This is a genomic window from Desemzia sp. C1 (genome assembly GCF_020882875.1).
GTDB lineage: Bacteria > Bacillota > Bacilli > Lactobacillales > Carnobacteriaceae > Desemzia > Desemzia incerta.
Window position 1 is genome coordinate 1,223,484 of sequence record NZ_JAJIZP010000003.1, and the last position, 26,878, is coordinate 1,250,361.

The 26,878-nt window shown below is 41.9% G+C and carries 21 protein-coding genes; 18 read left to right on the plus strand and 3 right to left on the minus strand.

All coding sequences use genetic code 11. The annotated features are described in order from the left end of the window. The first annotated feature begins 51 nt into the window (after positions 1-51). The 4 genes from LMF32_RS06360 (at position 52) to purR (ending at position 3,559) form a co-directional block, all read left to right on the plus strand. Entirely contained in the window at positions 52-981 is a 930-nt protein-coding gene (locus LMF32_RS06360) for a metal ABC transporter substrate-binding protein (protein WP_188204834.1), read from the plus strand. A gap of 32 nt (positions 982-1,013) precedes the next feature. Then, a complete protein-coding gene (locus LMF32_RS06365; protein WP_230524215.1) occupies positions 1,014-1,721 on the plus strand; it encodes a metal ABC transporter ATP-binding protein in 708 nt (235 codons plus the stop codon). Next, a complete protein-coding gene (locus tag LMF32_RS06370) occupies positions 1,667-2,488 on the plus strand; it encodes an iron chelate uptake ABC transporter family permease subunit (RefSeq protein ID WP_230524216.1) in 822 nt (273 codons plus the stop codon). The genes LMF32_RS06365 and LMF32_RS06370 overlap by 55 nt, the downstream gene beginning before the upstream one ends. 243 nt (positions 2,489-2,731) lie before the next feature. After that, positions 2,732-3,559 (plus strand): pur operon repressor, encoded by an 828-nt coding sequence (purR, locus tag LMF32_RS06375; RefSeq protein WP_230524217.1) that lies wholly within the window; start codon positions 2,732-2,734, stop codon positions 3,557-3,559. Between the two features lie 1,686 nt (positions 3,560-5,245). Here purR and LMF32_RS06380 read toward each other — a convergent pair. Next, positions 5,246-5,761 (minus strand): cupin domain-containing protein, encoded by a 516-nt coding sequence (locus tag LMF32_RS06380; protein WP_230524218.1) that lies wholly within the window; start codon positions 5,759-5,761, stop codon positions 5,246-5,248. Positions 5,762-5,984: 223 nt separating this feature from the next. On the opposite strand from LMF32_RS06380, the gene glmU reads away from it, so the two are divergent. From glmU to LMF32_RS06400, 4 genes are all read left to right on the plus strand, one after another. Further along, positions 5,985-7,355 carry a bifunctional UDP-N-acetylglucosamine diphosphorylase/glucosamine-1-phosphate N-acetyltransferase GlmU gene (glmU, locus tag LMF32_RS06385; RefSeq protein ID WP_092480290.1) on the plus strand — a complete coding sequence of 457 codons (1,371 nt, stop codon included), beginning with the start codon at positions 5,985-5,987 and terminating at the stop codon, positions 7,353-7,355. 214 nt (positions 7,356-7,569) lie between these two features. Next, positions 7,570-8,553: a ribose-phosphate diphosphokinase gene (locus tag LMF32_RS06390; RefSeq protein WP_188204840.1), complete on the plus strand. Its 984-nt coding sequence runs from the start codon at positions 7,570-7,572 to the stop codon at positions 8,551-8,553. Between the two features lie 140 nt (positions 8,554-8,693). Further along, a complete protein-coding gene (locus LMF32_RS06395) occupies positions 8,694-10,031 on the plus strand; it encodes a M20 family metallopeptidase (protein ID WP_230524219.1) in 1,338 nt (445 codons plus the stop codon). Between the two features lie 1,118 nt (positions 10,032-11,149). Then, a complete protein-coding gene (locus LMF32_RS06400; protein WP_230524220.1) occupies positions 11,150-11,962 on the plus strand; it encodes a nuclease-related domain-containing protein in 813 nt (270 codons plus the stop codon). 325 nt (positions 11,963-12,287) lie between these two features. On the opposite strand, the gene LMF32_RS06405 is transcribed toward LMF32_RS06400, so the two are convergent. Next, a complete protein-coding gene (locus LMF32_RS06405; protein WP_188204843.1) occupies positions 12,288-13,262 on the minus strand; it encodes an L-lactate dehydrogenase in 975 nt (324 codons plus the stop codon). Positions 13,263-13,534: 272 nt separating this feature from the next. Between LMF32_RS06405 and pth the strand changes: the two genes are divergently transcribed. From pth to LMF32_RS06440, 7 genes are all read left to right on the plus strand, one after another. Beyond that, positions 13,535-14,095 (plus strand): aminoacyl-tRNA hydrolase, encoded by a 561-nt coding sequence (pth, locus tag LMF32_RS06410; protein ID WP_188204844.1) that lies wholly within the window; start codon positions 13,535-13,537, stop codon positions 14,093-14,095. A 60-nt stretch (positions 14,096-14,155) separates the two neighbouring features. Next, complete coding sequence (gene mfd, locus LMF32_RS06415; protein WP_230525089.1) at positions 14,156-17,668, plus strand: transcription-repair coupling factor; 3,513 nt, start codon at positions 14,156-14,158, stop codon at positions 17,666-17,668. A 24-nt stretch (positions 17,669-17,692) separates the two neighbouring features. Then, entirely contained in the window at positions 17,693-19,273 is a 1,581-nt protein-coding gene (locus LMF32_RS06420) for a polysaccharide biosynthesis protein (protein ID WP_230524221.1), read from the plus strand. A gap of 8 nt (positions 19,274-19,281) precedes the next feature. Continuing rightward, the gene (locus tag LMF32_RS06425; protein WP_230524222.1) at positions 19,282-19,995 is read left to right on the plus strand and encodes a MazG nucleotide pyrophosphohydrolase domain-containing protein; all 714 of its coding nucleotides are present in this window, start codon (positions 19,282-19,284) and stop codon (positions 19,993-19,995) included. After that, positions 19,992-20,246, plus strand: coding sequence for an RNA-binding S4 domain-containing protein (locus LMF32_RS06430; protein ID WP_230524223.1), 255 nt, complete (start codon positions 19,992-19,994; stop codon positions 20,244-20,246). The genes LMF32_RS06425 and LMF32_RS06430 overlap by 4 nt, the downstream gene beginning before the upstream one ends. A gap of 953 nt (positions 20,247-21,199) precedes the next feature. Beyond that, a complete protein-coding gene (locus tag LMF32_RS06435; RefSeq protein WP_230524224.1) occupies positions 21,200-21,658 on the plus strand; it encodes a septum formation initiator family protein in 459 nt (152 codons plus the stop codon). 130 nt (positions 21,659-21,788) lie between these two features. Then, complete coding sequence (locus LMF32_RS06440; RefSeq protein WP_230524225.1) at positions 21,789-22,313, plus strand: S1 domain-containing RNA-binding protein; 525 nt, start codon at positions 21,789-21,791, stop codon at positions 22,311-22,313. A 70-nt stretch (positions 22,314-22,383) separates the two neighbouring features. Here LMF32_RS06440 and LMF32_RS06445 read toward each other — a convergent pair whose 3' ends face one another. After that, positions 22,384-23,298 carry a helix-turn-helix transcriptional regulator gene (locus LMF32_RS06445; RefSeq protein ID WP_230524226.1) on the minus strand — a complete coding sequence of 305 codons (915 nt, stop codon included), beginning with the start codon at positions 23,296-23,298 and terminating at the stop codon, positions 22,384-22,386. A gap of 152 nt (positions 23,299-23,450) precedes the next feature. On the opposite strand from LMF32_RS06445, the gene LMF32_RS06450 reads away from it, so the two are divergent. The 3 genes from LMF32_RS06450 (at position 23,451) to LMF32_RS06460 (ending at position 26,760) form a co-directional block, all read left to right on the plus strand. Beyond that, positions 23,451-23,738: a hypothetical protein gene (locus tag LMF32_RS06450; protein WP_188205326.1), complete on the plus strand. Its 288-nt coding sequence runs from the start codon at positions 23,451-23,453 to the stop codon at positions 23,736-23,738. 228 nt (positions 23,739-23,966) lie between these two features. Next, the gene (locus LMF32_RS06455) at positions 23,967-25,301 is read left to right on the plus strand and encodes an FAD-dependent oxidoreductase (RefSeq protein WP_230524227.1); all 1,335 of its coding nucleotides are present in this window, start codon (positions 23,967-23,969) and stop codon (positions 25,299-25,301) included. Continuing rightward, the gene (locus tag LMF32_RS06460) at positions 25,291-26,760 is read left to right on the plus strand and encodes a helix-turn-helix domain-containing protein (protein ID WP_230524228.1); all 1,470 of its coding nucleotides are present in this window, start codon (positions 25,291-25,293) and stop codon (positions 26,758-26,760) included. The genes LMF32_RS06455 and LMF32_RS06460 overlap by 11 nt, the downstream gene beginning before the upstream one ends. Positions 26,761-26,878 lie beyond the last annotated feature (118 nt).

Below are 26,878 nucleotides of genomic sequence, written 5' to 3' on the forward strand. Positions count from 1 at the left end.
ATTACGATTTAGAAAAAAGAACCTAAAAAAAGCATTTATCTGGAGGTAACAATGAAAAAATTACATAAAGGAGCCTTAGTCGCAGCTGTTTCCAGTTTAGTATTATTCTTAGCGGCTTGCGGTTCGGCGCAAGAGACGGAACAACAAGCTGGAGAAGAAAAGCTGCAAGTCGTTACGACATTTTATCCAATGTACGACTTTACAAAACACGTAGCCCAAGACTTAGCAGAGGTTAGTGTCCTGGTTCCATCAGGGACAGACATAGAAGGATTTGAACCAAGTGCGAAAGACGTTGCGAAGATTCAAGAAGCTGATGTATTCGTGTATAACAGCGTCGAAATGGAAACTTGGGTGCCAAGTATTCTAGAAACGATTGATTCAACAGACATCGTGATCGTTGATGCCAGCGAAGGCATTGAATTGCTGGACGGCGACCACGAAGAAGAGGGACACTCGCGTGAAGTGGATCCGCACATTTGGTTGGATCCCGTTTTGGCGCAAGACGAAGTGATGAACATCAAAGAAGGATTAGTGGAAGCAGACCCTGAAAACGAAGCGGATTACACAAAAAATGCTGAAGCTTACCAAGTTGAATTGCAAGAATTGGATGCAGAGTATGCGGCTGCTTTTGAAAATGCTGAGAATCGTCTGTTTGTAACACAGCATGCAGCTTTTGCTTACTTAGCAGAGCGTTACGATTTGGAACAAATTTCGATTGCCGGCTTATCAACAGACGCAGAACCAAGTCCGTCTGAGTTGGCAGAGATGACAGAATTCATCCAAAATCAAAACGTGGATTACATTTACTTTGGAAAAACAACATCTTCTAACATTTCAGAAACGTTAGCAAATGAAACAGACACTGAGTTAGCTGTTTTAGACCCGATCGAAGGCATTACTAAAGAAGACCAAGAAGCAGGCATTGACTACGTAACAGCCATGCGCAATAATTTGGAAGCTTTGAAATTAAGCATCCGATAAAAACAGGAATGGAACAGAAAGAAGGGAATACTATGCACTATATTGAAGTGGACGATCTATCGTTTCGTTACGAAGACGAACCGGTCTTGCAAAACATTCATTTCACAGTGGATCCAGGCGAGTTCGTGATCTTGACCGGCGAAAATGGAGCAGCAAAATCAACACTATTGCGCAATATCTTAGGTTTATTGAAGCCGTCTCACGGATCGGCAAAAATCTCTCCCGTTAATACACGAAATGAAAAATTGGCGATAGGCTACATCTCTCAACAAGTGGCTTCTTATAATGCCGGTTTTCCCAGCACAGTACTGGAGCTGGTGCAATCCGGGCGTTACCAGCGTGGTAAATGGTTCAAGCGCTTAGATGAAGAAGACCATGTCCATGTCAAACGAGCACTAGACTCTGTCGGCATGTGGGATCAGCGCAATAAAAAAGTCGGGGATCTTTCCGGTGGGCAAAAACAACGGATTTCGTTAGCACGTATATTTGCGACAGATCCTGATTTGTTTATCCTTGATGAGCCGACGACTGGAATGGATATCGAGTCGCGGACGCAATTTTATGAATTATTAAAACACAACAGTGAATTTCACGGCAAAGGCATCTTGATGGTCACGCATGACCACGAAGACATCAAGGAATACGCAGATCGCCACATTCACTTGGTACGGAAGGAGGATTCCCCTTGGAGATGTTTTTCTATGGATTCATGCAAAGAGCCTTCCAAGCTTCACTCTTAATCGCCGTCATTGCACCGATATTAGGGCTGTTCTTGATTTTGCGCAGACAGTCTTTGATGGCAGATACGCTGTCTCACGTTTCTTTAGTCGGAATTGCGCTCGGATTTTTATTAAATTTCAACCCTACTATCATGACATTATTAGTGGTTATCGTAGTCGCGGTTATTTTAGAATATTTGCGGTTGGAGTTTAAGTCGTACTCTGAAGTGTCTTTAGCTATCTTGATGTCTGGAGGCTTGGCATTGGCTTTAGTACTGATGAGCCTAGTAGACGGCGGAACCAATATCAGTATCGACCAATTCTTATTTGGATCGATCGTTACCATCAGCTCGCAGCAAGTACTGATTTTAGCGGTATTATGTGTGCTGACAGTCGTGATGTACTTGGTTTTCCGCAAGCCGATGTACGTTTTGACATTTGATGAAGACACAGCTTACACAACAGGGTTGCCTGTCCGCTTGATGTCAGTTTGCTTCAACGTGCTGGTCGGAGTAGCAATCTCAGTGATCATGCCGATTGCCGGGTCATTATTAGTATCAGCGATTTTGATCTTGCCGGCAGCTATTGCCATGCGATTGAGTAAACATTTCAATACAGTAATCTTAGTCGGTATGGTGATCGGTGTGATTGGTATGCTGTCTGGATTGTCGGTCTCATATTATGCTGGAACACCAGCAGGAGCTACGATTGCATTAGTCTTTATTGCTTTATTCATCCTGACTTCAGCCGGCAAAAAGCTGATGACATTGGCTCGAGCAAGCAAATAACATTCTTTTGCAAATGGAATCACTTGATGCTTTCTAGTATCGGGTGATTTTTCATTTGGCAAAAAACGAACTATCATTTTTCCGCGTATACGAAAGTTGAAGTCAAAAAAAGGTTAAATGAGGAGGAAAAACGAACATTTTTATCTTTTTCACACCGATTTACTACCTTTTATTCATATAAATGCGTATAATAGGAAGAGAGCCCTTTGGCCAGAAAATGACTTAAGAAAGAGAGGTGTCATAATGAAAGTAAAAAGAAGTGAACGATTGATAGATATGACTCGTTATTTGCTGGAGAACCCGCATGCATTGGTCTCATTGACCTTTTTCGCGGATCGATATGATTCAGCAAAATCATCGATTAGTGAAGACTTGACTATCATCAAAAAAACATTCAAAGATAGAGGAACAGGTATTTTAGAAACCATCGCCGGAGCAGCAGGCGGCGTCCGTTATATCCCAAGCATCACAGAAGAAGAAACCGAAGAATTCATCACACAAATGTGTGAACGTTTATCAGAAGTAGACCGTCTTCTTCCTGGAGGATATGTGTACTTGTCCGATATGCTTGGAGAACCAGCCGTTTTAAAAACAATTGGAAAAATTATTGCTACTCAGTATTTGAATCAACGAGTAGATGCAGTTATGACCGTAGCTACTAAAGGTGTACCTATTGCACAAGCTGTTTCAACTTACTTAGATGTCCCATTTGTAATGGTGAGACGAGATTCAAAAATTACAGAAGGATCAACAGTAAGCATCAATTACGTTTCTGGATCATCCAATCGGGTGGAAAAAATGGAATTGTCCAAACGCAGCCTGAAGAGAGGTTCGCGTGTTTTAGTGGTAGATGATTTCATGAAAGGCGGCGGAACCGTCAACGGAATGAAGAGCTTGATTGAAGAGTTCGAAGCCGAATTGGTGGGTATCACTGTATTTGCAGAATCCACTTTCCAAGGCAATCGAATGGTAGACGACTATACTTCATTGTTATGTGTAGACGAAGTAGACGTCCGCAACAAATCCATCCACGTAAAACCAGGCAATTACTTTGAGAAGAGCGCTAAGTAAGGCGTTTTGACTTTTGTAGATTTCACTTTAAGGTTTTAGTTGGTGTTCTTTACCAACAAAAACCTTAAATGAAATCATAGAAAGGCAGCCTTACGCAGCGCGTCTAAGAAAAGAGCGCTAAGCAAGGCGTTTTGAAGATTGAAGAGAGTAAAAAAGCGAGGCAGATGCCTCGCTTTTTTATTTTGATTAATAATTGAAGTCATGAATAAACACTCAAGCAGTATTGGAAGATAATTTACGGCCATGAGACTGCAAGAAACCTGGCTCATGGCCGATTTAAGTTGCACATTCGGCCATGAAGAGATTAAATTGAGTGCTCATGGCAGTTTTAGGAAAGAATCTCGGCCATGAGCATGAATTTTCCCCCGCTCATGGCCTTTTTGATGTGAGTAATCAGGTTTTGACTTAGAGAGTTAAAGAGTTAAGACCTCTATTACCTAAGTGCATATTTTAAAAGTACAGCTACTGATGCTTTTGAAGTTTGTTGACGACCATGAGACATCTAGGAACGAACTTCATGGCCGAATTAAAGGTTGCGTTCGGCCACGAAGAGATTAAATTGAATGCTCATGGCAGTTTTAGGAGAGAATCTCGGCCATGAGCATGAATTTTCCCCCGCTCATGGCCTTTTTGATGTGAGTAATCAGGTTTTGACCTAGAGAGTTAAAGATTTAAGACCTCTATTACCTAAGTGCATATTTTAAAAGTACAGCTACTGATGCTTTTGAAGTTTGTTGACGGCCATGGGACAGCAAAAAAAGAAGCTCATGGCCGAATTAATGGTTCGTTCGGCCATGAAGAGATTAAATTGAATGCTCATGGCAGTTTTAGGAGAGAATCTCGGCCATGAGCATGAAGTTTTCTCCGCTCATGGCCTTTTTGATGTGAGTAATCAGGTTTTGACTTAGAGAGTTAAAGAGTTAAGACCTTTCTCTATTACCTAAGTGCATATTTTAAAAGTACAGCTACTGATGCTTTTGAAGTTTGTTGACGGCCATGGGACAGCAAAAAAAGAAGCTCATGGCCGAATTAATGGTTCTTTCGGCCATGAAGAGATTAACTTGAAAGCTCATGGCAGTTTTAGAACAGAAACTCGGCCATGAGTATGAAGTTTTCTCCACTCATGGCCTTTTTGATGTGAGTAATCAGGTTTTGACTTAGAGAGTTAAAGAGTTAAGACCTCTATTACCTAAGTGCATATTTTAAAAGTACAGCTACTGATGCTTTTGAAGTTGGTTGACGGCCATGAGACACCTAGGAACGAACTTCATGGCCGAATTAGAGGTTGCGTTCGGCCATGAAGAGATTAAATTGAATGCTCATGGCAGTTTTAGAACAGAAACTCGGCCATGAGTGTGAATTTTCCCCCGCTCATGGCCTTTTTAATATGAGTAATCAGGATTTGACTTAGATGGTTAAAGAGTTAAGACCTCTATTACCCAAGTGCATATTTTAAAAGTACAGCTACTGATGCTTTTGAAGTTGGTTGACGGCCATGAGACAGCTATAAACGAAGCTCATGGCCTTTTTAATATGAGTAATCAGGTTTTGGCTTGGAGAATTAAAGAATGGAGACTTCTAATTAACCAAGCATATTACCAAAGCAGCCCCAGTGAAACTCGACATTCTTGCACAAGTTTTATCGGGCGAAAACTTTCGCTAGTTTCACAAAATGTTTCACGTGAATCATTTTTCAGGTAAATTTTTATAAGCCAATTTCTCGATAATTTCTTGGTGATCTGGGTACTCTTTCAGCAATTCAGATTGAGTGAACAATTCAAAGTCGTGGTAGTCAAATCCTGGTGAAACCATGCAGCTGACCAGAGAGAAAGCGTCTGGCTCATCGGATTCTACACTGGAACCAAAAATCGTCCCTTTAGGAACCACATACTGCAGAACTTCTCCCTTGTCAGCCGCCAAACCTAATTTGACAGCTTCATACTTGCCGTTCGGGTGGATCATATGGACAGTCAGGGACTCACCGGTATGGTAATACCAAATTTCATCTGATTTCAAACGGTGGAAGTGAGACGGACTAGATAGATTCAACAAGAAATAAATACTCGTGTAATAAGGACGCTCGCGTTTGTCCCAAGTGGTCGTAGAGTGATCGCTGCTGTAGACTGATTTGTAAAAACCGCCTTCAGTATGCGGGTCCAATTGCAATTGGTCTATCCAAAATTGTTCTGAGTGTGTGGTCATAAATGCGCTCCTATCATTTTCTTTTTAGTCTAAGCGAGTTAAAGAGAGAATGCAAAACCTATTTTAAAGGTGGCAAAGTTTTGACGCGGCCAAAGTGTGCGAAAGACGAATATATGAGCATTCCTTGAAAACAAGCCTTTATTAAGCTATTATAAAAACAGTTGAAAAAATAAAAACGTTTAAATAATGAAAATTAAAAATTACACTTATGAGGAGTTTGAAAATGACACAAAGATTCGCAGTGGTATTAGCAGCTGGTCAAGGAACACGTATGAAATCTAAATTATACAAAGTATTGCATCCTGTAGCAGGTAAACCGATGGTAGGTCACGTGGTAGACCAAGTGGAAGCAGCTGGAGCAGATAAAATCGTCTCAATCGTAGGCGTTGGAGCTGAAAAAGTTCAAGAATACTTAGGAGACCGTTCAGAATATGCTTTACAAGAAAAGCAATTAGGAACTGGACATGCCGTATTGCAAGCAGAATCGTTATTAAGCGGTAAAGAAGGAACGGTATTAGTCATTTGTGGAGATACGCCTTTATTGACAGCTGAAACGCTGACTGGTCTATTTGATTATCATCAAAATCAAGGAGCAAAAGCAACAATCCTGACAGCTCATGCAGAAGACCCAACTGGGTACGGACGTGTGATCCGCAGCGAATCTGGAGCGGTTGAAAAAATCGTTGAGCAAAAAGATGCTTCTCCTGTAGAAGCAGCGGTTCAAGAAATCAACACTGGAACATACTGCTTTGACAACAAATTGTTGTTTGAAGCATTGAATGAAGTAGGTAATGACAACGCTCAAGGCGAATACTATTTGCCGGACGTAATTGAGATCTTGAAAAACAAAGGCGAGATCGTCGGAGCTTACCAAATGGAACACGAAGCAGAATCTCTAGGTGTAAACGACCGTGTTGCTTTAGCTGAAGCGACTCGTTTGATGCGTGCAAGAATCAATGAAAAGCACATGCGCAATGGTGTGACTTTCATGGATCCTCAATCGACTTACATCGACAGTGAAGTAGTGATCGGTTCGGATACAGTAGTAGAAGCCGGTGTAGTATTAAAAGGGAAAACAGTGATCGGCGAAGACTGCTTTATCGGAGCAAATTCTGAGATCTCAAACAGCAAGATCGGCGACCGTGTACGTGTTGTCAGCAGTAATATTGAAGATTCAGTTATGGAAGAAGACAGCAATGTCGGACCTTACAGCCACTTGCGTCCTAACAGCAATATTGGGAAATCTGTTCATATCGGAAACTTTGTTGAAGTGAAAAACGCGAACATTGGTGAAGATACGAAAGTCGGACATCTAACTTATGTTGGAGATGCTGATTTGGGCAAAAACATCAATATCGGATGCGGTACAGTATTCGTAAATTACGATGGTGCGAAAAAACACCGCGTAACGATCGGCGACAACTCCTTTATCGGATGTAATGCCAACTTGATCGCACCTGTAACAGTAGAAGAAAATGTTTATGTGGCTGCCGGTTCTACGATCACAGATGACGTTCCGAGCGAATCATTAGCTATTGCAAGAGCAAAACAAGTGAATAAATTAGATTACTATAAAAAAATGCCTCGTAAATAAGCAAAATTTGGAATAAGGCTTGATTTCTTGAACGAAAATGACTAACATTAGTTTGATGATAAGATACGTTATGAGAGAGTGAAGCAAGGCGTCATGCTTTCCGGCTATAAGAGGAACACGACCAGTTAGTTCTTTTCACTAACAGGGCGTATTCCACTTATAGACGTGGAAGCAGCCTTGCGCAGCTCGTCTAAAAAAGAAAGTGGAGGTCATTATGTCCGAACAATATTTCGATCCGAAGTTAAAAATCTTTGCCTTAAACTCAAACAAGCCTTTAGCTGAAAAAATCGCTAAAGTTGTTGGTGTTGAACTGGGGAAAATTTCAGTAAATCAGTTTAGTGACGGAGAAATTAGAATCAATATTGAAGAAAGTATCCGTGGAGATCATGTTTACATCATTCAATCAACTTCGAGTCCAGTAAATGATAATATAATGGAATTGTTGATCATGATTGATGCTTTAAAACGTGCAAGTGTAAAAACGGTTAACATTGTTATTCCTTACTATGGATATGCTCGTCAAGACCGTAAAGCTCGTTCAAGAGAACCGATTACATCTAAACTAGTTGCGAACATGATTACTAGAGCTGGTGCAGATCGTATCTTAACACTGGATTTACATGCTGCTCAAATTCAAGGATTCTTTGATATGCCAGTGGATCATTTATTAGGCGCTCCACTATTAGCTAACTATTTCTTAGACAACGGTATTGCTAATGAAGACACAGTAGTTGTTTCACCAGATCATGGTGGAGTTACTCGTGCACGTAAATTAGCTGAATTCCTGAAAGCTCCAATTGCGATTATCGACAAACGTCGTCCTAAAGCAAACGTAGCAGAAGTAATGAATATTATCGGTAACGTTGAAGGCAAGAAATGTATTTTGATCGATGACATGATCGATACTGCTGGAACAATCACTTTAGCTGCTCAAGCTTTAGAAGATGCGGGTGCAACAGAAGTTTATGCATGTTGTACACACCCAGTTTTATCCGGTCCAGCGATCGAACGGATTGAAAATTCAGTTATGAAGAAAGTTATTGTTACGGACTCGATTCAACTGACTGAGGACAAAATGAGTGACAAAATCGTTCAAATCAGTGTGAGTGAATTAATGGGAGATGCCATTAAACGGATTCATGAAAATAAATCTGTCAGCCCACTATTTGAAAAGAAATTCCCATCAAATAATAAATAAGTACGATGAACTGGATTTGCGCAGCTGCAGATCCGGTTTTTTTGTATATTCATTCAATATTTAGCCTATTAGGGTGTATGTTCGCTGTTTTTTTATGGTACTATTTATTTAAGATTAAAATTCAGCTAGGAGGTCAAGGAATGACAACATGGGTAAAAGAAAATCACCAACAAGAAAGTATTGAAGCACTGAAAGAGCTGATTGCTATCGGTTCAGTAAATGCTGGAGACGGTTCGAGTTTCCCGCCATTTGGAGAAAAAATCCAAGAATGTTTAGAAAAAGCATTGGAAATCTCTGAACGATTAGGCATGAAAACGTTCATTGATCCAGAAGGTTATTACGGATATGCAGAATACGGCGAAGGGGAAGAAATGCTGGGTATTCTCTGTCATTTAGACGTTGTTCCAGGCGGAAACTTAGCTAAATGGATCACTCCTCCATTTGAACCCGATGTTCGTGACGGCGTAATCTACGGTCGCGGGACTCAAGATGACAAAGGACCAACGATAGCTGCATTATATGCATTTAAAGCAGTTTTAGACGAGGGCGTAACCTTCAATAAACGCATTCGATTCATTTTCGGAACTGACGAAGAAAGTCTATGGCGTTGTATGGAACACTATACGAAAAAAGAAGAGATTCCATCATTAGGTTTCGTTCCGGATGGTGTATTCCCTCTGACATATGCTGAAAAAGGATTATGGGAAATCAACTTGATCGGTCCAGGCAGCGACTCATTGAATTTGGCATTAGGAGAAGCTTCTAACGTGGTTCCAGGAGAAGCAATCTATGATGGCGACAAAGCAGCAGCTTTGGTAGATGAATTGAAACAATTGGATGTTGAGTTCGTTGAAGAAGACGGAAAAGTTATCGTCAAAGGTAAATCCGTTCACTCAAGTGTTTCAGGTGAAGGAATCAATGCGATCAACAAATTAGTTCAAGGATTGAACAAAGTAGAATCTCATCCAGCGTTACGCTTCATTGCTGAAAAAATCGGCAACGAAACAAACGGATACAGTCTTTTAGGCGAAATCAAAGATGAAGTATCTGGAGAAATGACGCTGAACACAGGTAAATTAGTGATCGACGAATATAAATCAGTGATTACATTGGATATCCGCTACCCAGTAACGTATGACAAAGAAGAATTAGTTACAGGAATTACTAAAGCAGCGGAAGATTACGGCTTGATGTACGAAGAGTACGACTCAATTCCTTCATTATACGTGAAAAAAGACAGTGAATTAGTAAAAACATTGATGAGCGTTTACCAAGAAAAAACTGGCGACCAAACAGAACCATTCGTATCTGGTGGAGCAACGTACGCTCGCCAAATGCCAAACATGGTAGCGTTCGGCGCACACTTCCCAGGCTCTAAAAGCTTGGCTCATCAAGAAAACGAAGCCCTGCCCTTAGATGAATTATACAAAGCAATGGAAATCTATGCAGAAGCGATTTATCAATTGGCTGGTAAGTAACATTATTGAATTTAGGCTCCATCTTTCCGTTTTTTCGGAGAGATGGAGTTTTTTTTGGGGTTAGGTTGCTCTTTTTCGGCCATGAGCAAAGAAAGTTGAGTGCCCATGGCCGTTTGGGCAAGTAAATCCGGCCATGAACCAGAAAATCCGGATCACCATGGCCGACATCTCGGCCATATTCGTCCATGAAGGGGCAACAAGACCAGCTGATGGCCGAAAAGTAATCAATCTTTGCTTGGTTTAGAGGTGGAAAAGACAACTACCTAAAAGAGCATCTTCACTAAAGCTTTTTGTTTTAGTGTTTTTCGGCCATGAGCAAAGAAAGTTGAGTGCTCATGGCCGTTTGGGCAAGTAAATCCGGCCATGAACCAGAAAATCCAGATCACCATAGCCGACATCTCGGCCATCTCCGTCCATGAAGGGGAATCAAGACTATCTGATGGCCGAAAAGTAATCAATCTTTGCTTGATTTAGAGGAGGAAAAGACAATTACCTAAAAGAACATACTCACTAGAGCTTTTTTTTAGTTTGTTTTTCGGCCATGAGCAAAGAAAGTTGAGTGCTCATGGCCGTTTGGGCAAGTGAATTCGGCCATGAGCCAGAACATTCAGCTCACCATGGCCGACATCTCGGCCATCTTCGTCCATGAAGGGGCAGCAAGACTAGCTGATGGCCGAAAAGTAATCAATCTTTGCTTGGTTTAGAGGTGGAAAAGACAACTACCTAAAAGAGCATCTTCACTAAAGCTTTTTGTTTTAGTGTTTTTCGGCCATGAGCAAAGAAAGTTGAGTGCTCATGGCCGTTTGGGCAAGTAAATCCTGCCATGAGCCAGAAAATCCAGATCACCATAGCCGACATCTCGGCCATCTCCGTCCATGAAGGGGGAATAAGACCAGCTGATGGCCGAAAAGTAATCATTCTTTGCTTCATTAACAACAGAAAAAGCTGATTACCTAAAAGAACATACTCACTAGAGAGTCTTTATACACCGAATCTCATTTCATTTGCGTATCTTAATAGATAGAGACTGTTGAATTTGGTGAGGGGATGTAAAGGTGATGACTCAAAAGAGGGGAAAGCCGTATGATTTACTAGTGTTGGAGGCGCTCGGGAATCGAATGACTTTAGAACATAAATACCACGTCCGTTATGTGAATTTGTCAAAAGGGTATGGTGGCGAATGCTGTTTAGATGACAGAATAGATAAAATAAAACATTGCATAGTACTTAAAGATTTGTCCTTCACCATTGGAGGCGTTGATGTTCAATTAGATACGGTAATCATTACTAGTAAGGAAGTTATTTTATGTGAGGTGAAGAATTATGAAGGGGAGTTTGTGTATAGAGAAGAGAGTTTATACAAACTAGATTCTAAAATAGAAATTTATAATCCACTGCTGAGGCTTCCCCGTAGTAAACTATTACTAAAGCAGGTGCTCAAAGAACTCAATTATGGTCATATGCCGGTTGAAGCTGTTCTTGTATATGTAAATCCGAATTTTTCTTTGTATGAAGCTCCTTACTTTTCTCATCTTGTTTTACCGACAAATATAAACAGCTACTTCGAACAAGTAGAAAAAAATTTAGAACCGTTGACTCATGTGCATACAGCACTCGCAGATAAATTATGCAGTTTAAACCAACCTAAAAAGTACGAAGATAACTTGCCGCAGTATGAATACGAAATGTTGAAAAAAGGAATGATTTGTTTAAATTGTAACTCGTTTATTGAGTCGTTGGCACCCAAACATCAATCGATCTGTTGTGAGCAGTGTGGGAGCAGAGAGAAGGTTCAAGAAGCAATCGAGCGTCATGTGAAAGAGTATCAACTTTTGTTTCCTGAACGCAAAGTGGGTGTTTCTGCTATAAAAGAGTGGTGCGGTGGGATGGTTCCAGAAAAGAGAATACGACAAGTCTTAAAAAAGAAATGACTTAAAAGATTGATGACTTTTGAAAGAATATCGGGAAAAGACCATTGCTTAAAGCAGGCTTATAAATTACCTGCTTTAAGCAATGGTCTTTTTAGGTGGGGTAAATTGTAGAGCAGACCTTTTTCGGCCATGAAGAGAGTAAATAAAGTGCTCATGGCCGAAATGAAGCAGCCTTTCAGCCATCAGACGATAAAACAGTAGGCTCATGGCACATTAATTTTGAATTCCGGCCATGAGCGAACTAATTACCGTGCTCATGGCCGAAAATCAATACCACATCAACAAAAAAGCCTCTCAAAAAGAGAGGCTTGCAAAATTTCATAGGCTATTGCTCGTTCATAACTTCTTCCAATGCTTCTAAACCAATTTTTCTTAAGGTTTCAGCAGAGTGAGTCATTTTGCTTCGTTCAGAGTCGTTTAGTGGAATCTCTACGACTTTGCGGATTCCTTGGCGGTTGATGATTGCTGGAACTCCGATGTAAACGTCTGATTGACCATATTCGCCGTCTAAATAAGCGGAGATCGGCAATACGGCGTTTTCGTTGTCTAAGATTGCTTTAGTGATACGCGTCAATGCTACGGCGATACCGTAGAATGTAGCACCTTTTTTCTCGATGATGTCGTAAGCAGCGTCACGAACTTTGAAGAAAACATCTACTAAAGCTTCTTCGTCTACGCCAGGATTTTCTTTGATCCATTCGTAGATTTGTAAACCGGCAACGTTGGCGTGTGACCAAACCGGGAACTCAGTGTCACCGTGTTCGCCTAAGATGTAACCATGCACGTTACGAGCATCGACGTCCAATAAAGTAGCAATCTCTTGACGGAAACGAGCGCTGTCTAGAGATGTACCTGATCCGATAACGCGGTGTTTTGGAAGTCCTGAAAATTTCCATGTTGCGTAAGTTAAGATGTCCACTGGGTTTGTCGCCACTAAGAAGATGCCGTCAAATCCGCTGTCCATGATTTGGCCAATGATGTCTTTAAAAATGCGCATATTTTTCTTTACTAAATCCAGACGAGTTTCGCCGGGTTTTTGTGCTGCTCCTGCAGTGATGACGACGATATCCGCATCGTGGCAGTCGCTGTAACTAGCTGAATAGATTTTTTTTGGAGAAGTAAAAGCTAAAGCATGAGATAAATCCAATGCGTCGCCTTCTGTTCTTGCTTTGTCGATGTCGATGATCCCTAATTCTTGAGCAATATTTTGTGTGACCAGAGAAAATGCGTAGCTAGAACCTACTGCTCCGTCCCCCACCAAAATAATTTTTTGATTGTCGTTGTTTTTTTTAGTCTCCATGTTCAATTCCCCCATAATCTTTGTAAGTATGTTAGATCCTCTTTGGACTACTTTCAGTATACTTGAAAAGGAATCATTTTTACAGAGTTAGCGATTAATTAAAACGCTATCATGTGAAAAGTTTCATAAACTTTTTAAATCAAGCATCCTATTCCTTTTGTGATTTGAATTGTGCTATACTAGTAAAAAGTAAAAAAAGAGTGGTACTGGGCGAAAGTTGTTTCGTGCAGCGCTTTTTTGCGTCCATTAACTATCAAATTGGAGAGTGCACAATGAAGATGATTGTAGGCCTGGGAAACCCTGGGAAAAAATATCAAGACACAAAACACAATATTGGTTTTATTACATTAGATGAATTAGCTTATCAACACAAATTTACTTTCAACAAATCAAAATTTGAAGCAGACGTAGCAGAAGGTTGGGTAGGCAGAGAAAAGACGTTGTTCATTAAACCGCAAACTTTCATGAATGAGTCTGGAAGAGCTGTTCGACCATTGATGGATTATTACAATATAGACACAAAAGATCTATTAGTGATCTACGATGATTTAGATTTGCCGGTCGGAAAAGTTCGCTTGCGCCAAAAAGGAAGTGCTGGCGGACACAACGGGATCAAGAGCATCATCCAACACATCGGAACGCAAGATTTCAACCGCATCCGAATCGGAATCGATCGCCCGTATCCTAAACAAACAGTAGTTCAACATGTGTTGAGCGGTTTTCCGAAAGAAGTGCATGAAGACATGTTGAATGCTGTCAAAAAAAGTGCTGAAGCAACGAACTATTGGCTGGAAGGTCATGAATTTATTGATACAATGAACCATTTTAACTAATGCAGAAGATGCAAACGGAGGAAATTTGATATGGGAGATGTAGTACAGTTACTGGCTGGTATGGATAATGTAAAAGCAGTGATCGATCCTATCGGTAAGAAGCAATCGCAACTGATTACCGGTTTGTCTGGTTCAGCTAGAACTTTAGTTATAGCTGCCATCTTAGAGCAAAAGCAAAAGCCGATCGTTGTGATTGCGCACAATTTATTCCATGCCAATCAATTGATGGAAGATTTCAGCGGAATGGTCGATGAAGACCAGCTGCACATTTTTCCGGTAGATGAAATGGTGTATGCCGAAATGGCCATTGCCTCGCCAGAAGCCCGCAGTGAGCGGATTGCGGCGATGGATTTCTTATTGTCCGGTAAGCCGGGGATCGTACTGGTTCCGGTGGCTGGTGTGCGCAAATTATTACCGTCTGTGGAACTATGGAAAGAGAATTCATTTGAAGTGGAAATGGGCGGCGAATTGGATCCCAGCGAACTGGCGCAAAAGCTGGTCGATATGGGGTATGTGCGCCAACAATTAGTCGGAAATCACGGGGAGTTCAGTATTCGCGGAGGGATTATCGACATTTATCCTCTAACGGAAGAAAATCCGGTTCGTATTGACTTATTTGATACGGAAGTCGATTCGATGCGCTTTTTTGAAGTCGGTTCGCAGCGTTCTGTGAACACGATTGAATCCATCAAGATTTTACCGGCCAGCGACACGATCTATACAAAAGAGCTGTTGCAGCAAAACGCTGGAGCCTTCAATGATGCGGTAGAACACAATAAGAGTTTGATTACTGACGATGCCGATAAGCAGTTATTTGCTAAAAATCTGGCGCCGATAGTGGATGCTTTCAATTATGGAGAGTCGATCAATGAATTGGTGATGTACACCGATTATATCTACAACGAAAAAAACAGTATCTTGGATTACATGTCGAACGACAGTGTGATGATACTGGACGATTACCCGCGCATTTTGGAAGCGGAACGCCATGCAGAAACGGAAGAATCTGAATGGGTCGTCAACAAATTAGGGGCTCGTCAAATATTGCAGAATCAAAAGTTTTCGCATGATTTTAAATCTGTCATCAAAGAAACAGAAGCGGATCGTTTGTATTTTGTCTTGTTCCAAAAAGGAATGGGAAATGTGCGATTTGACGCTATCCATGCTTTCCAATACCGCAACATGCAGCAATTCTTTGGGCAAATGCCACTATTGAAAACAGAGATGACTCGTTGGGAAAAGCAACACCATACGGTTTTAGTGACCGTCCCAACCAATGAACGAGCGCAAAAAGTACATCAGACATTTGAAGACTTTGAAATCCATAGCAAGATCGTCGATGTAGATGCGGTAGAAACCGGACAAGTCCAAATCGTGATCGGGAATTTCCGTAATGGATTTGAGCTGCCGACTGAGAAGTTTGTGTTGCTGACAGAGCGCGAATTGTTCAATAAAGTAGCGAAGAAAAAACCGACTCGCCGTCAAACGATGACCAACGCCGAACGGATCAAGAGCTACAGCGAATTGAATCCTGGCGATTTTGTCGTTCACGTAAACCACGGGATCGGGAAATATGTCGGAATGGAAACCCTTGAGATCAATGGGGTCCATCAAGATTACATGTCCATTATCTATAAAGACGATGCGAAATTGTTCATCCCAGTCACGCAGTTGAATTTGCTGCAAAAATACGTATCTTCTGAATCCAAGAAACCTAAAGTCAACAAACTAGGCGGAACAGAATGGGCTAAAACGAAAAACAAAGTAGCCAGCAAAGTAGAAGACATCGCCGACGAATTGATCCAGCTGTATGCAGCGCGTGATCAAGAAGTAGGGTATGCATTTGGGCCGGACACGGAATACCAAAAAGAATTCGAAGACGCCTTCCCTTATTCAGAAACGGAAGACCAGTTGAGAAGTACGGAAGAAATTAAACGCGACATGGAACGAAAAAAACCGATGGACCGCTTATTGGTCGGAGACGTTGGGTACGGGAAAACGGAAGTTGCTTTAAGAGCTGTTTTCAAAGCTGTTCAAGAAGGCAAGCAAGCCGCCTTTTTAGTCCCGACAACGATTTTAGCGCAGCAACATTACGAAACGATGGTGGAACGATTTGCTGATTTTCCTGTGAACGTTTCGATCATGAGTCGTTTCCGAACTAAAAAACAACAAACGGAAACGATGAAAGGTATCAAGAACGGACAGATAGATGTCGTTGTAGGAACTCATCGTTTGCTGTCGAATGACTTGGAATTCAGTGATTTAGGATTATTGATCATTGATGAAGAGCAGCGATTCGGTGTGAAGCATAAAGAAAAACTGAAAGCTCTGAAAAAACAAGTGGATGTACTAACACTAACGGCTACGCCTATCCCAAGAACCTTGCACATGTCGATGTTGGGAGTGCGGGACTTGTCGGTTATTGAGACACCGCCTTCCAGTCGTTACCCTGTCCAAACGTATGTCATGGAACAAAATCCAGGTGCTATTAGAGAAGCTGTCGAGCGCGAAATGGCTCGTGGCGGACAAGCATTCTACTTGTACAACCGTGTCGAAACGATCGAAAGACGAGTTAGTGAACTGGAAGCTTTGATTCCGGATGCGCGAATCACTTATGCGCATGGGCAAATGACGGAATCGCAATTGGAAAATGTATTGTATGAATTTGTGGATGGTCAATATGACGTACTGGTCACGACGACGATCATTGAAACGGGAGTCGACATGCCGAACGTGAACACGTTGTTTGTCGAAAATGCTGACCACATGGGATTGTCTCAGTTGTACCAATTGAGAGGACGAGTGGGTCGAAGCAACCGCGTGGCTTACGCGTACTTGATGTACCAGCAAAATAAAGTCTTGAACGAAGTCAGCGAAAAACGTCTGCAAGCGATCAAAGACTTTACAGAATTAGGTTCAGGATTCAAGATCGCGATGCGCGACTTGTCGATTCGTGGAGCCGGTAATCTGCTTGGAAAACAACAGCACGGATTCATCGATTCAGTCGGATTTGATTTGTACTCTGAAATGCTGAGCGAAGCCGTTGTACGTAAGCGCGGTATGGAAGAGAAAGAGAAGAAAACCAAAGTGGAGATCGACTTGGGCATCAATGCTTACTTGCCAAACGAATACATCTCGGATCAACGCCAAAAAATTGAGATTTACAAACGCATTCGCGAGTTGAACAGCCACGAGGAATACGTGCAGCTGCAAGATGATTTGATCGACCGCTTCGGCAACTTCCCAGATGAAGTAGCGGATCTGTTGACGATCGGTCTTATCAAATACTACGGAGAATATGCGCTGGTCGAAAATATCCGACGCAAAGACGACGAAGTAGAGATCACCTTCTCAAAAGAAGGCACGAAGACTCTTCCTGGAGAAGAAACCTTCCGTGCGTTAAGCGAGGTACCGTTGAAAGCCAATGTAGCAGCTGCAAAAGATCAGCTGAAAGTAACGTTGCGCTTAGAAAAAGATTACCTCAAATCCATTTACAAATGGTTGGGGCACATCGAAAAATTTGTGCAGCACATTGCGGAATACCGCATCAAAGAAAAAGAGCAAGACAACTAAACGCAGAAGAAGGACGGAAAATGTATGGGAAACCAGCAGCTGAAAAAAACAATGAACGGTGCGGTCATTTTAACGATTGCTGCTTTTATAGCGAAAGTCCTTAGCGCTGTCTACCGAGTCCCCTTCCAAAATATGGTCGGCAATACGGGATTTTACGTCTACCAGCAGATTTACCCGCTGTACGGGTTAGGGATGACGCTGGCGCTGAACGGGTTGCCGGTCTTCTTATCCAAGATCATTGCAGAAACTCCAGCTGGTCTGCAGCGAAAAGTCCAACAACGCTTATTTATCCTGTTAACGGGATTTTCCCTTGCGATCTTTTTAGCTTTATATCTTGGCGCAAATAGGATCGCAGACGGGATGGGAGACCGCCAACTCAGCGGCATCATTCAAGCCGTGTCCTGGCAATTTCTGCTGGTGCCTTTCTTATCGGTATCGCGCGGTTATTTCCAAGGCACCTTTCAAATGATTCCCACCGCAGTCTCTCAAGTCGTTGAACAAGTGGTGCGAGTAGCCGTGATTTTGTTGGTGGCGTATACTTATACAACCAGCAAAGATTCCGTTTATCAAATGGGTGCGGATGCGATGAGCAGCGCATGGATCGCAGGAATGGCTGCAACGGTTACGATGGTGGTGTTTATGGTATCTCATCACAAAAAGAGCCCATTTTCTGGTGTCATGTATCCAGAATCAGTGCCTTTACCGACCTATCAAACGCTGTTGAAACGGTTAGGAACAGAAGGATTGGTGCTGTGCTTACTGAGTGCCATGCTAATCTTGCTGCAATTGATCGACTCGTTCACGTTGTATAACGGATTGGTTCAATCGGGAGTCACTCCTGCTGTCGCCCGAAGCATCAAAGGGGTTTACGACAGAGGCCAGCCGCTTGTTCAATTAGGGATGGTCGTAGCCACAGCCTTTTCTTCTAGTTTGCTGCCGACATTGACGACAAGTGTGATTGAACGAAAAACGAACGACTTTAACCATATCGCGAAGTCGTTCTTACGCATCACGACAACGATCGCTGCAGCTGCAACGATAGGGATGATCGTCTTGACGCCTTACTTGAACCACACGTTGTTCGGCGACAAGGAAGGCGATGTAACGATCGCCATTTATGTGGTGTCTGTATTTGAAGCCTCATTGATCGGAGCAGTGAACGCTATTTTCCAAAGCCGCAATCAGCACCGCTTAGCTTTTGTAGGTCTGCTGCTGGGGCTAGTGGTCAAAAGCATCCTCAATACTCCTTTAGTGGTGTTATTAGGCACAGCAGGCTCTAGTCTGGGAACGGTGTTGGCGCTCTTGTCTACGCTGGCTTTCAGCTGGTGGAAACTGACGGATCCAATCAAAATAGCGGTCTTTGCAAAAGGATTCGGCTGGAAGTTAGCTGCCAGTTCCTTCATTATGGGAGCAACCGTTCTAGCAACTGTGAGTCTTTTGAGCTTGACTAGTTTAGATGCTGGTCGTCTAGGGTCGTTTGTCTTGGCTCTGGCTGGAGTAGCAGTGGGTGCTGCCGTTTTCGTGAAAATCATTATTTCATTCAAACTCTTGACGCTTCGGGAATGGTTGTCACTCCCATTTGGCAAAAGAGTACTGAGAAAGTAGGGAAGCATATGGAATTATCTGTACTAGAAGCTGTTTTTAAAGCAGTCGAACAAGATACATCAGCTGGATTTCAATGGATCCCGGTAAACAAGCTGGACGGCGACCAAGTCGTTTCGGGTCAAGCTGTGATCATTGATGGCATCCAAGAGGTTCCGGCGCTGAGCTTAGTGGCGTCTATCCTAGATAAAAAGTATCCTTCGACTCATCGGGTAGCTTTCGTTGAACAACCCGGAACCGAAGAAGAACACGTAGAATGGTTCGCCTTGAATGAAGAACCCTCTTTTCAAATGGAATCCAAATCAGGCGCGCTATTTGTTCCCGCTTTAAAGCAAGACGAACGTACCAAGTCGTTCCAAACGCTGCAGTTTTATTTGGATGAGATCACTGGAGAAGGCGGAGATATTTGGATCAAGCAGCAAACGCATGAAACGCTGATCCCGTTCTTGCATGAAGAAGTGGACGAATTCGTAGAAGCCATCTACAACAAGGATCCGCGCAATATGGCGGAAGAATTGGGCGACTTGTTGTGCCACATCTTGTATCAAACGAGTTACGCAGAATCAACAGGTGCTTTTACGTTGGAAGACGTTCTAGAAGCCATCAATACCAAATTAAGACGTCGGCACCCGCATGTATTTGACGGGGTCGAAGCCAATACAGTTGAAGAAGTAGATGCCATCTGGCAAAAAATCAAAGCAAAAGAAAAGGAGCTAGGTTTATGAGATTAGACAAATTCCTAAAAGTTTCCCGCATCATCAAACGCCGTACCATTGCTAAAGAGGTTGCCGACAAAGGCCGCATCCAAATCAACGGAACGGTTGCAAAATCATCTTCTACAGTTAAAGAAGGCGACGAGTTAACGATCGCATTCGGTAACCGCACGCTTGTCATCCGCATCGACAAGCTGGTCGAGACGACTAAAAAAGATGAAGCAGCAGATATGTACACTATCTTGAGCAATACTGTAAAATAATTGGGTACTTAAAGGAGCGCACAAAAAAAGTGCGCTCCTTTTTTCTGTTTGCGTTTCTTTTTCCAGCAGAAACTCTCCAAAAGGGTACGCAAATTCAATCAGGATACTTTTCGTGTCCGAAAAGCTGAAACCTTATTAGGTAAAAGAAGGCTTGAAGGTTTTAATGAGGATGCACTTAGGTAATGAGTGTTTCGGTGTCTGCTGGTGAGAAGGAGAGTTGTGGAAAAATGCCATGAGCTGGAATTCAAACCTCTTCATGGCCGAACAGCTTCAAGAAAACAGCCATGAGCGGAGAAACGACCGAGCTCATGGACCAAATAAGCACTCAACTCGGCTATGAGCAGCTAAAACCAACACCTCAAGGCAGAAAAGGACACTTTTCGTGACCGAAAAGCTGAAACCTGATTATGGAAAAGAAAGCTTCAGGGGGTTTAATGGGAATGCACTTGAGTAATAAGCGTTTAGGTATCTGCTTATGAAGCAGAAAAACTGCTGAAAAAGTCCATGAGCTGGAATTCAAACCTCTTCATGGCCGAGCAGAATCAAGTAAATAGCCATGAGCGGAGGAACGACCGAGCTCATGGACTAAACATGCCTGAAACTCGGCCATGAGCAAGAAAAAAACAAGCTCATGGCCGAAATAAGCCCCCCCCCTAATCATAAGTACACAAAAAATGACTATCTATAGACAAAATAATGCTGAAACTTTTTGAAAACGTGATAGAAATGTAAAGGCATACTTGGTATAATGTTTGCAAGATCAAGCGTTTAGAGTTTTAGGGGTTTTTTATCTCTTTTCAGCTTCTAAAAAAGCGAGCAAGGGAGCTTATTTGCTTAAGAAAAATACAATATTGTTTAGAAATCGTTTAACGCGATAAAAATTTGAAAAATTGTTACACTTAAAAAGAATGTTCAGTCAGCCGAAAAAATAACTGTGGATTGAGGTGTAAGGGATGAAAGAAAGAAACAGAAGCAAGGTAACTCAATTAAGGAACGAATATACGCAAACCAAAACGGTACAAGCTCATCGCGAAAACAAGTTTAGAAAACAGCGGAAACGACGAGTAGCCAGTATCGCTGTTATCAGTGGATTATTTATCGCGGGATTGTCTATGAACTTAGTGAAAAACACTCAGTTGATTTCTGACTTGGACGCGCAAAAAGCAGCAGCAGCTGAAGAGTTGGAGCATGTAGAGGCAACTCAAGAAAATCTTCACAATGAAGTTAAAAAGCTTCAAGATGATGAATACATAGCTAAGCTAGCTAGAAGCCAATATTACTTATCGAAAGAAGGAGAGATTGTTTTTAGTTTCCCGGAAGATAACGCGGCTAAAACGCAAAAAGAGGAAACACTAGAAGAGTCAGACTCCGCTAAAAGCGACGAAAAATCAAAAAACGCTAATCAAAACTAAGAGTTTAACGTGCCGGAAAAGGGTTCAACATCCACCACTGCGGCAATGAGAGAGAATAAAAAAGCTTTATGTGCAAACGAAGTCATGCTATAATGACAGTACTAGTATTCAAGGAGGAAATGAATTTTATATGTCAATTGAAGTCGGTAGTAAAGTTCCTGGAAAAGTAACAGGAATCACAAATTTTGGTGCGTTTATTGATTTGGGTAATGGAAAAACAGGATTGGTTCATATTAGTGAGATATCTGACAGCTTTGTAAAAGATATTCACGACGTATTAAGTGTTGGAGATGAAGTAACGGTTAAAGTGTTAACAATCGGTACTGATGGTAAAATCGGTCTATCTATTCGTAAAGCAGTTGATCAACCAGAAGCAGCAGCGCCAACAAGTGCACCGAGCGCAGCTACAAGCTCTAGACCAAGTTCAAGTTCAAGACCAAGCAGTAATTATCAACGAAGCAACGATAGAGGAAGTTCTTCTTCAAGAGGACAAGGTTACCAAAAAACAAATCATTCTTCTTACGCACAAAAAGATAAAAAAGAAGACTTTGATACATTGATGAGTTCATTCTTAAAAGACAGTGACGATCGTTTGACGTCATTGAAACGCAACACTGAAGGCAAACGCGGCGGACGCGGCGGACGTCGTAACTAATTATTGCGTCATGCATTCATAAATAAAGCTATAAACAAAAAGAGGCTGGAAAATTTTCCAACCTCTTTTTTTAAACCGCTAATGCTTTAATATGCGAAATTGGGAAACGAGCATAGAGATTATACACAGTCTCTGGATTTTCTTTTGCATACCTTGCAAGATCCGGTTGGTTCAAACATTCAAACAGCTGAATCGCTTTATGGATCAGCCCCGGTTCAGAAAGATCTCCAATTTTAGTCATACACACTTCTTTACGAATCAGTGTGACTCCCCAAAGGATAGGACACTCCAACATAACATTCGAGTTATCCAATAAACGCAAGTACACTAAGGCCTGCTCATATTTTTTATCCATCATCAGCAAATTGGTCACGTGCAGCAAAAAGCTGTGCTGTAAAGTGACGGCTTCGTCAAAATCTTTGTATTTTGAGAGGATTTTCACGGCGCGATCAGTGAATGCGACTGCAGTCTCACTGTTAAACAAATATAAGATGCTATTGATGACATGCAATTCTGCTAAGTACCAGTTGTCCAACGTTGCCATTCGTTCCCACACTTTTTCAGCATAGCCTTTTGCTTTTTCTAAATCGTGTTCTTCCAACAACGCTTTATATCCTCGGCAAGCATTCAAGATATCCAACACTAATTGGTCGTAACGGTCTTGGACTAACGCTTCCCCTTTTTCAATAATTTCATCCAATAATGCAAGAGTAGGGCGTTTTTCCAATTTTTTAAATAAATGCAAGAAGTATTCTTTTTCTCCTAAATGATAATCATGCAAAATATACATGAATTCCTCGTGCGAAATATCCATATGGTCTATGACAGCAAGGTATTTAGGCAGAGTAGGACTGATCGTATCATTTTCGAATTTGGTGTAAGTCGATCGAGCCATTTTTTCATCTGAAATTTGTTTTTGTGTATATCCTTTGTTTTCGCGGATTTTTTTTAATGTTGAACCAATAGGTATCGGTTGATAAGCCATGTGAATTACTCCTTACTATAGTCTAGTTACTATTGTCACTTTTTGCTCTAATACTGTTTTTAATAGGTATACTATTGTTGAAATGCTCGTTTATAGACTCTAAAAATAAAAAGGCTTTGTGTATATGAGGCCCATAAAAAGGCAGGCGAACAGTGGTGATCAGTGAAGAGCAGCAATATACTTCAGATAACTCGCAGCAGAAGCATTATTTTTACGTCATTATCGGTCAACATGAAACCGTTCGCTTAAACGTAGACAACAAAGATGTCATTTTAAACGCGGATGGTATACTGGACTGCCCATTTGATACGGTCTTGCGAAAGAATCAGTATACTTTTGAAGACTTGAATACTTTCTTAGCTAGAGAAATCCAGTTTATCGAAGTGGCTGGGGACAAAGAGGAAATTTTACAGTCCATATCATTAGATATGAATCTCTAATTAAGGTCAAGTTATTGTAGCACGAAACCGGTCGGAAATGAATAGCTTATGGATGAAAAAATAAGCGCTGAAGCACTGCGAGAGCAGACTTTATACAATAACCAAGAAGGCTTCCTCTAATAAATGGGAGTCTTTTTTGCGTACTGCCATAAAGTTGCAATGGCCAGCCCTTTTTTAAATAAAAGAACATGGTATACTGAAGTCAAACGAATTCAAAGGAGTATCTATATGAAAGTAGCCATTATTGGTGCTTCATTTGCTGGCGTAACGGCAGCTTTAGAAGTGCGCAAACACCACCCGAACGCTGAAATCAGCTTATTGGAGAAGCAGCCTCAATTAGGCTACATCCCTAATGGACTGCATTTGTATTTGGATAAAAAAATCGACTCGCTGTCACAAGCTTACTTCATTAAAGAAGCGGACCTGGAACAACGACGCATCAAGATTTTGCTGGAATCAACTGTCGAGAAAGTCGATACCGCGAACCATCAACTGACATACCGACATGACAACGAAGCCATCACTTTAGAATATGACAAATTGATCATCGCGACCGGTTCGAGCCAGTTGTCGCACAAAATCGAAGGAAGCGGCTCAGACCGCGTACTGAAATACAAACGTCTAAAAGAAGCGGAAGATGCTCTGGAGAAATTACAAGCCAGCCAACACGTCACCATCATCGGCGGCGGGCAAATCGGGGTAGAAGCAGCTGACTTGCTGACAAAAAACGGGAAGCAAGTGGCATTAGTCGAAAATATGGACTATGTCTTGTTCAAATACTTCGACAAAGACATGATCCAGCCGATCCAAGAAGAAATGCACGAAGCCGGTGTGGCGCTGTACATGAACCAAACCGTTTCTGCTATTAATGAAGTCGGAGACAAGTTGGAAATCAAGCTTGGAAACAAAAACATTGAAAGCGATACAGCTATTTTAGCGGTCAACGTTAGACCGGACTTGAGCTTTTTAGACGGACAAATCGACTTGCACATGGACCACACGATTGTGGTGGACGAATATTTGCGGACCTCACATCCTGATGTATTGGCGGTAGGAGACTGCATCCAATTGCCTTCTTGTATGGGAGAAGAAGCAATGTATATCCCGCTAGTGAACAATGCCATACGGACCGGTATCGTCGCAGCAGCTAACCTAGTTAAACCAGCACAGACATTCAACGGATCGCTGCGGACAATCGGTACGTCAGCATTCGGCTACCATATCGCAAGTACTGGAATGACCGAATCGGACGGTTTGTTTTCAGACTACCCTATAGGTGTCAAACGGCAAATCGTTCCAGCCAACAGTCTGCCATTTGCAGAAGAAGTCCTAATCAAATACGTATATAATGAAGAAACGCGCGAGCTGTTAGGCGCTCAGCTGGTCTCAAAAGCTGATGTGCTGGAGAAAATCAACACACTTGCTCTTGCTATCCAGACAAATCAAACGTTGGAGGATCTGAGTCAAAAGGAATTCTTTTTCCATCCAACCTTTACCAATACTATTGAAACGACAAACTTAGTTGCTTGGCCACACATAAGGCGGGATACGGATGAAAGTTGAAAATTTTCTTGAGAAGCATGAAATCAGAGAAGTGAACTTGGTGAAAAAACTCGTGTTGAGCGGAGGAGAAGTCAGCCACAACGACATGGTCGACTATCTAGATGTCTCTCGAGCTTCATTAGACAAAGACTTGGCGTCGCTGGCTTACCGATTGGAGCCTTTTAAAAAAAGTGTTCGAGTAAAGTTTGATGGACCGATGATCACCTTGTTCATGAGCAACGAATTTTCCCTGGCTCACATCTATCAAGTGTACCTAAAAGAGTCGGTCAAAGTGAAAATCATCAGCTACTTGTATCGCCATCAAGAGTTTTCAATCGTACAGCTGACGCAAAAACTGATGATCAGCGAATCTTCATTGTTTCGAAAAATCAAAGAATTGAACGATTACTTGAAAGAGTTCCACATCAAGATTCGAAATGGTCGACTGCAAGGGGAAGAGCTGCAGATCCGCTACTTTTATTATCAGTTTTACTGGTATGTCTCGGACAAACAAACCAGTGCGGCGAAGAAAAATGACGATCAAGTTGCCAAATTGCTGCAAGCAACGATCAACTTCATGGGCATCGATTTGGAACCGGAAGGCAAAGAGCGGTTGAAAGTGTGGCTTTACATCAGCAAAAACCGCGTCAACAGCAAAAAAAAAGTCTACAAAGAGTTGCGCCGATTGATGGAGCCCTATATGGAAGACCACTTTTACCAAAAAATGCGCTCGATGGTGTTGCGCTACTTCAGCCGCTATTCGATTGAAGTAGATGAAGAAGAAGCGATGCTGCATTTCGTCTTTATGCTGGCTTTCCCCGTATTGACCGAACACGATTTTCATGAATATACGTTGCTGCGGGCTAGACGAGCACCGATTGCTACGATCGATACGTATGTCGTTGAGACGATCATCATCCACTATAATTACCGCAGACTGCCGTATATGCTGGAAAGAGAAATGTTTTACTACTTGTCTCAGATCCACGCGAAGATGTATTTCTTAAAAGGCGCAATCGAAGTGTATGAATACGATACGATTCTATCGAAAGAAAAGCAGTTCACCGGAAAAGACTTGATCTCATTCGCTGAACAATTACGGATGATCAGTATGGGCAAATTCGAGATCGAAGAGTCGTCGGAAGACAGCTTATTGAAAATGGAGCTGTTGAAGTACATCAGCTTGTTAGCTATCGTGACGTTCAACATGACAAAAATCAAAAAAGTCGGTATCGATTTGAAAATGGAAACCATCTATACAGAAGCATTGAATCATCTGCTGATTTTAAACATGCGGCACATCAACGGTATCCAAGTAGAAAAATATCAGCCGAAAAAAGCCTACGACTTGGTCTTGACCAACGCGCCTGTCAGAGACAGTTCGCCTTATGGAAAAGCCGAGATCTATGTCCTTTCTGAAATTTTATCCCCTTTCGACATGAAAAATATCCAAAATATCATTCAAAATCTGACACTGTAACAGACGCTTTTCCAAAAAGGGATGGCGTCTTTTTTTTTTGCGCTGTTAATAAGCTGGATAGAGAAATTTATTCCGGTATTTTGGATTGCTGTTGAATAGCCATGGGAGCGACTTGAGC

Bases quoted from the DNA above. Each gene is read 5' to 3' on its own strand.
- LMF32_RS06360 (WP_188204834.1), top strand. From the start codon at position 52: ATGAAAAAATTACATAAAGGAGCCTTAGTCGCAGCTGTTTCCAGTTTA.
- LMF32_RS06365 (WP_230524215.1), top strand. From the start codon at position 1,014: ATGCACTATATTGAAGTGGACGATCTATCGTTTCGTTACGAAGACGAA.
- purR (WP_230524217.1), top strand. From the start codon at position 2,732: ATGAAAGTAAAAAGAAGTGAACGATTGATAGATATGACTCGTTATTTG.
- LMF32_RS06380 (WP_230524218.1), bottom strand. From the start codon at position 5,761: ATGACCACACACTCAGAACAATTTTGGATAGACCAATTGCAATTGGAC.
- glmU (WP_092480290.1), top strand. From the start codon at position 5,985: ATGACACAAAGATTCGCAGTGGTATTAGCAGCTGGTCAAGGAACACGT.
- LMF32_RS06390 (WP_188204840.1), top strand. From the start codon at position 7,570: ATGTCCGAACAATATTTCGATCCGAAGTTAAAAATCTTTGCCTTAAAC.
- LMF32_RS06395 (WP_230524219.1), top strand. From the start codon at position 8,694: ATGACAACATGGGTAAAAGAAAATCACCAACAAGAAAGTATTGAAGCA.
- LMF32_RS06400 (WP_230524220.1), top strand. From the start codon at position 11,150: ATGACTTTAGAACATAAATACCACGTCCGTTATGTGAATTTGTCAAAA.
- LMF32_RS06405 (WP_188204843.1), bottom strand. From the start codon at position 13,262: ATGGAGACTAAAAAAAACAACGACAATCAAAAAATTATTTTGGTGGGG.
- pth (WP_188204844.1), top strand. From the start codon at position 13,535: ATGAAGATGATTGTAGGCCTGGGAAACCCTGGGAAAAAATATCAAGAC.
- mfd (WP_230525089.1), top strand. From the start codon at position 14,156: ATGGATAATGTAAAAGCAGTGATCGATCCTATCGGTAAGAAGCAATCG.
- LMF32_RS06420 (WP_230524221.1), top strand. From the start codon at position 17,693: ATGGGAAACCAGCAGCTGAAAAAAACAATGAACGGTGCGGTCATTTTA.
- LMF32_RS06425 (WP_230524222.1), top strand. From the start codon at position 19,282: ATGGAATTATCTGTACTAGAAGCTGTTTTTAAAGCAGTCGAACAAGAT.
- LMF32_RS06430 (WP_230524223.1), top strand. From the start codon at position 19,992: ATGAGATTAGACAAATTCCTAAAAGTTTCCCGCATCATCAAACGCCGT.
- LMF32_RS06435 (WP_230524224.1), top strand. From the start codon at position 21,200: ATGAAAGAAAGAAACAGAAGCAAGGTAACTCAATTAAGGAACGAATAT.
- LMF32_RS06440 (WP_230524225.1), top strand. From the start codon at position 21,789: ATGTCAATTGAAGTCGGTAGTAAAGTTCCTGGAAAAGTAACAGGAATC.
- LMF32_RS06445 (WP_230524226.1), bottom strand. From the start codon at position 23,298: ATGGCTTATCAACCGATACCTATTGGTTCAACATTAAAAAAAATCCGC.
- LMF32_RS06455 (WP_230524227.1), top strand. From the start codon at position 23,967: ATGAAAGTAGCCATTATTGGTGCTTCATTTGCTGGCGTAACGGCAGCT.
- LMF32_RS06460 (WP_230524228.1), top strand. From the start codon at position 25,291: ATGAAAGTTGAAAATTTTCTTGAGAAGCATGAAATCAGAGAAGTGAAC.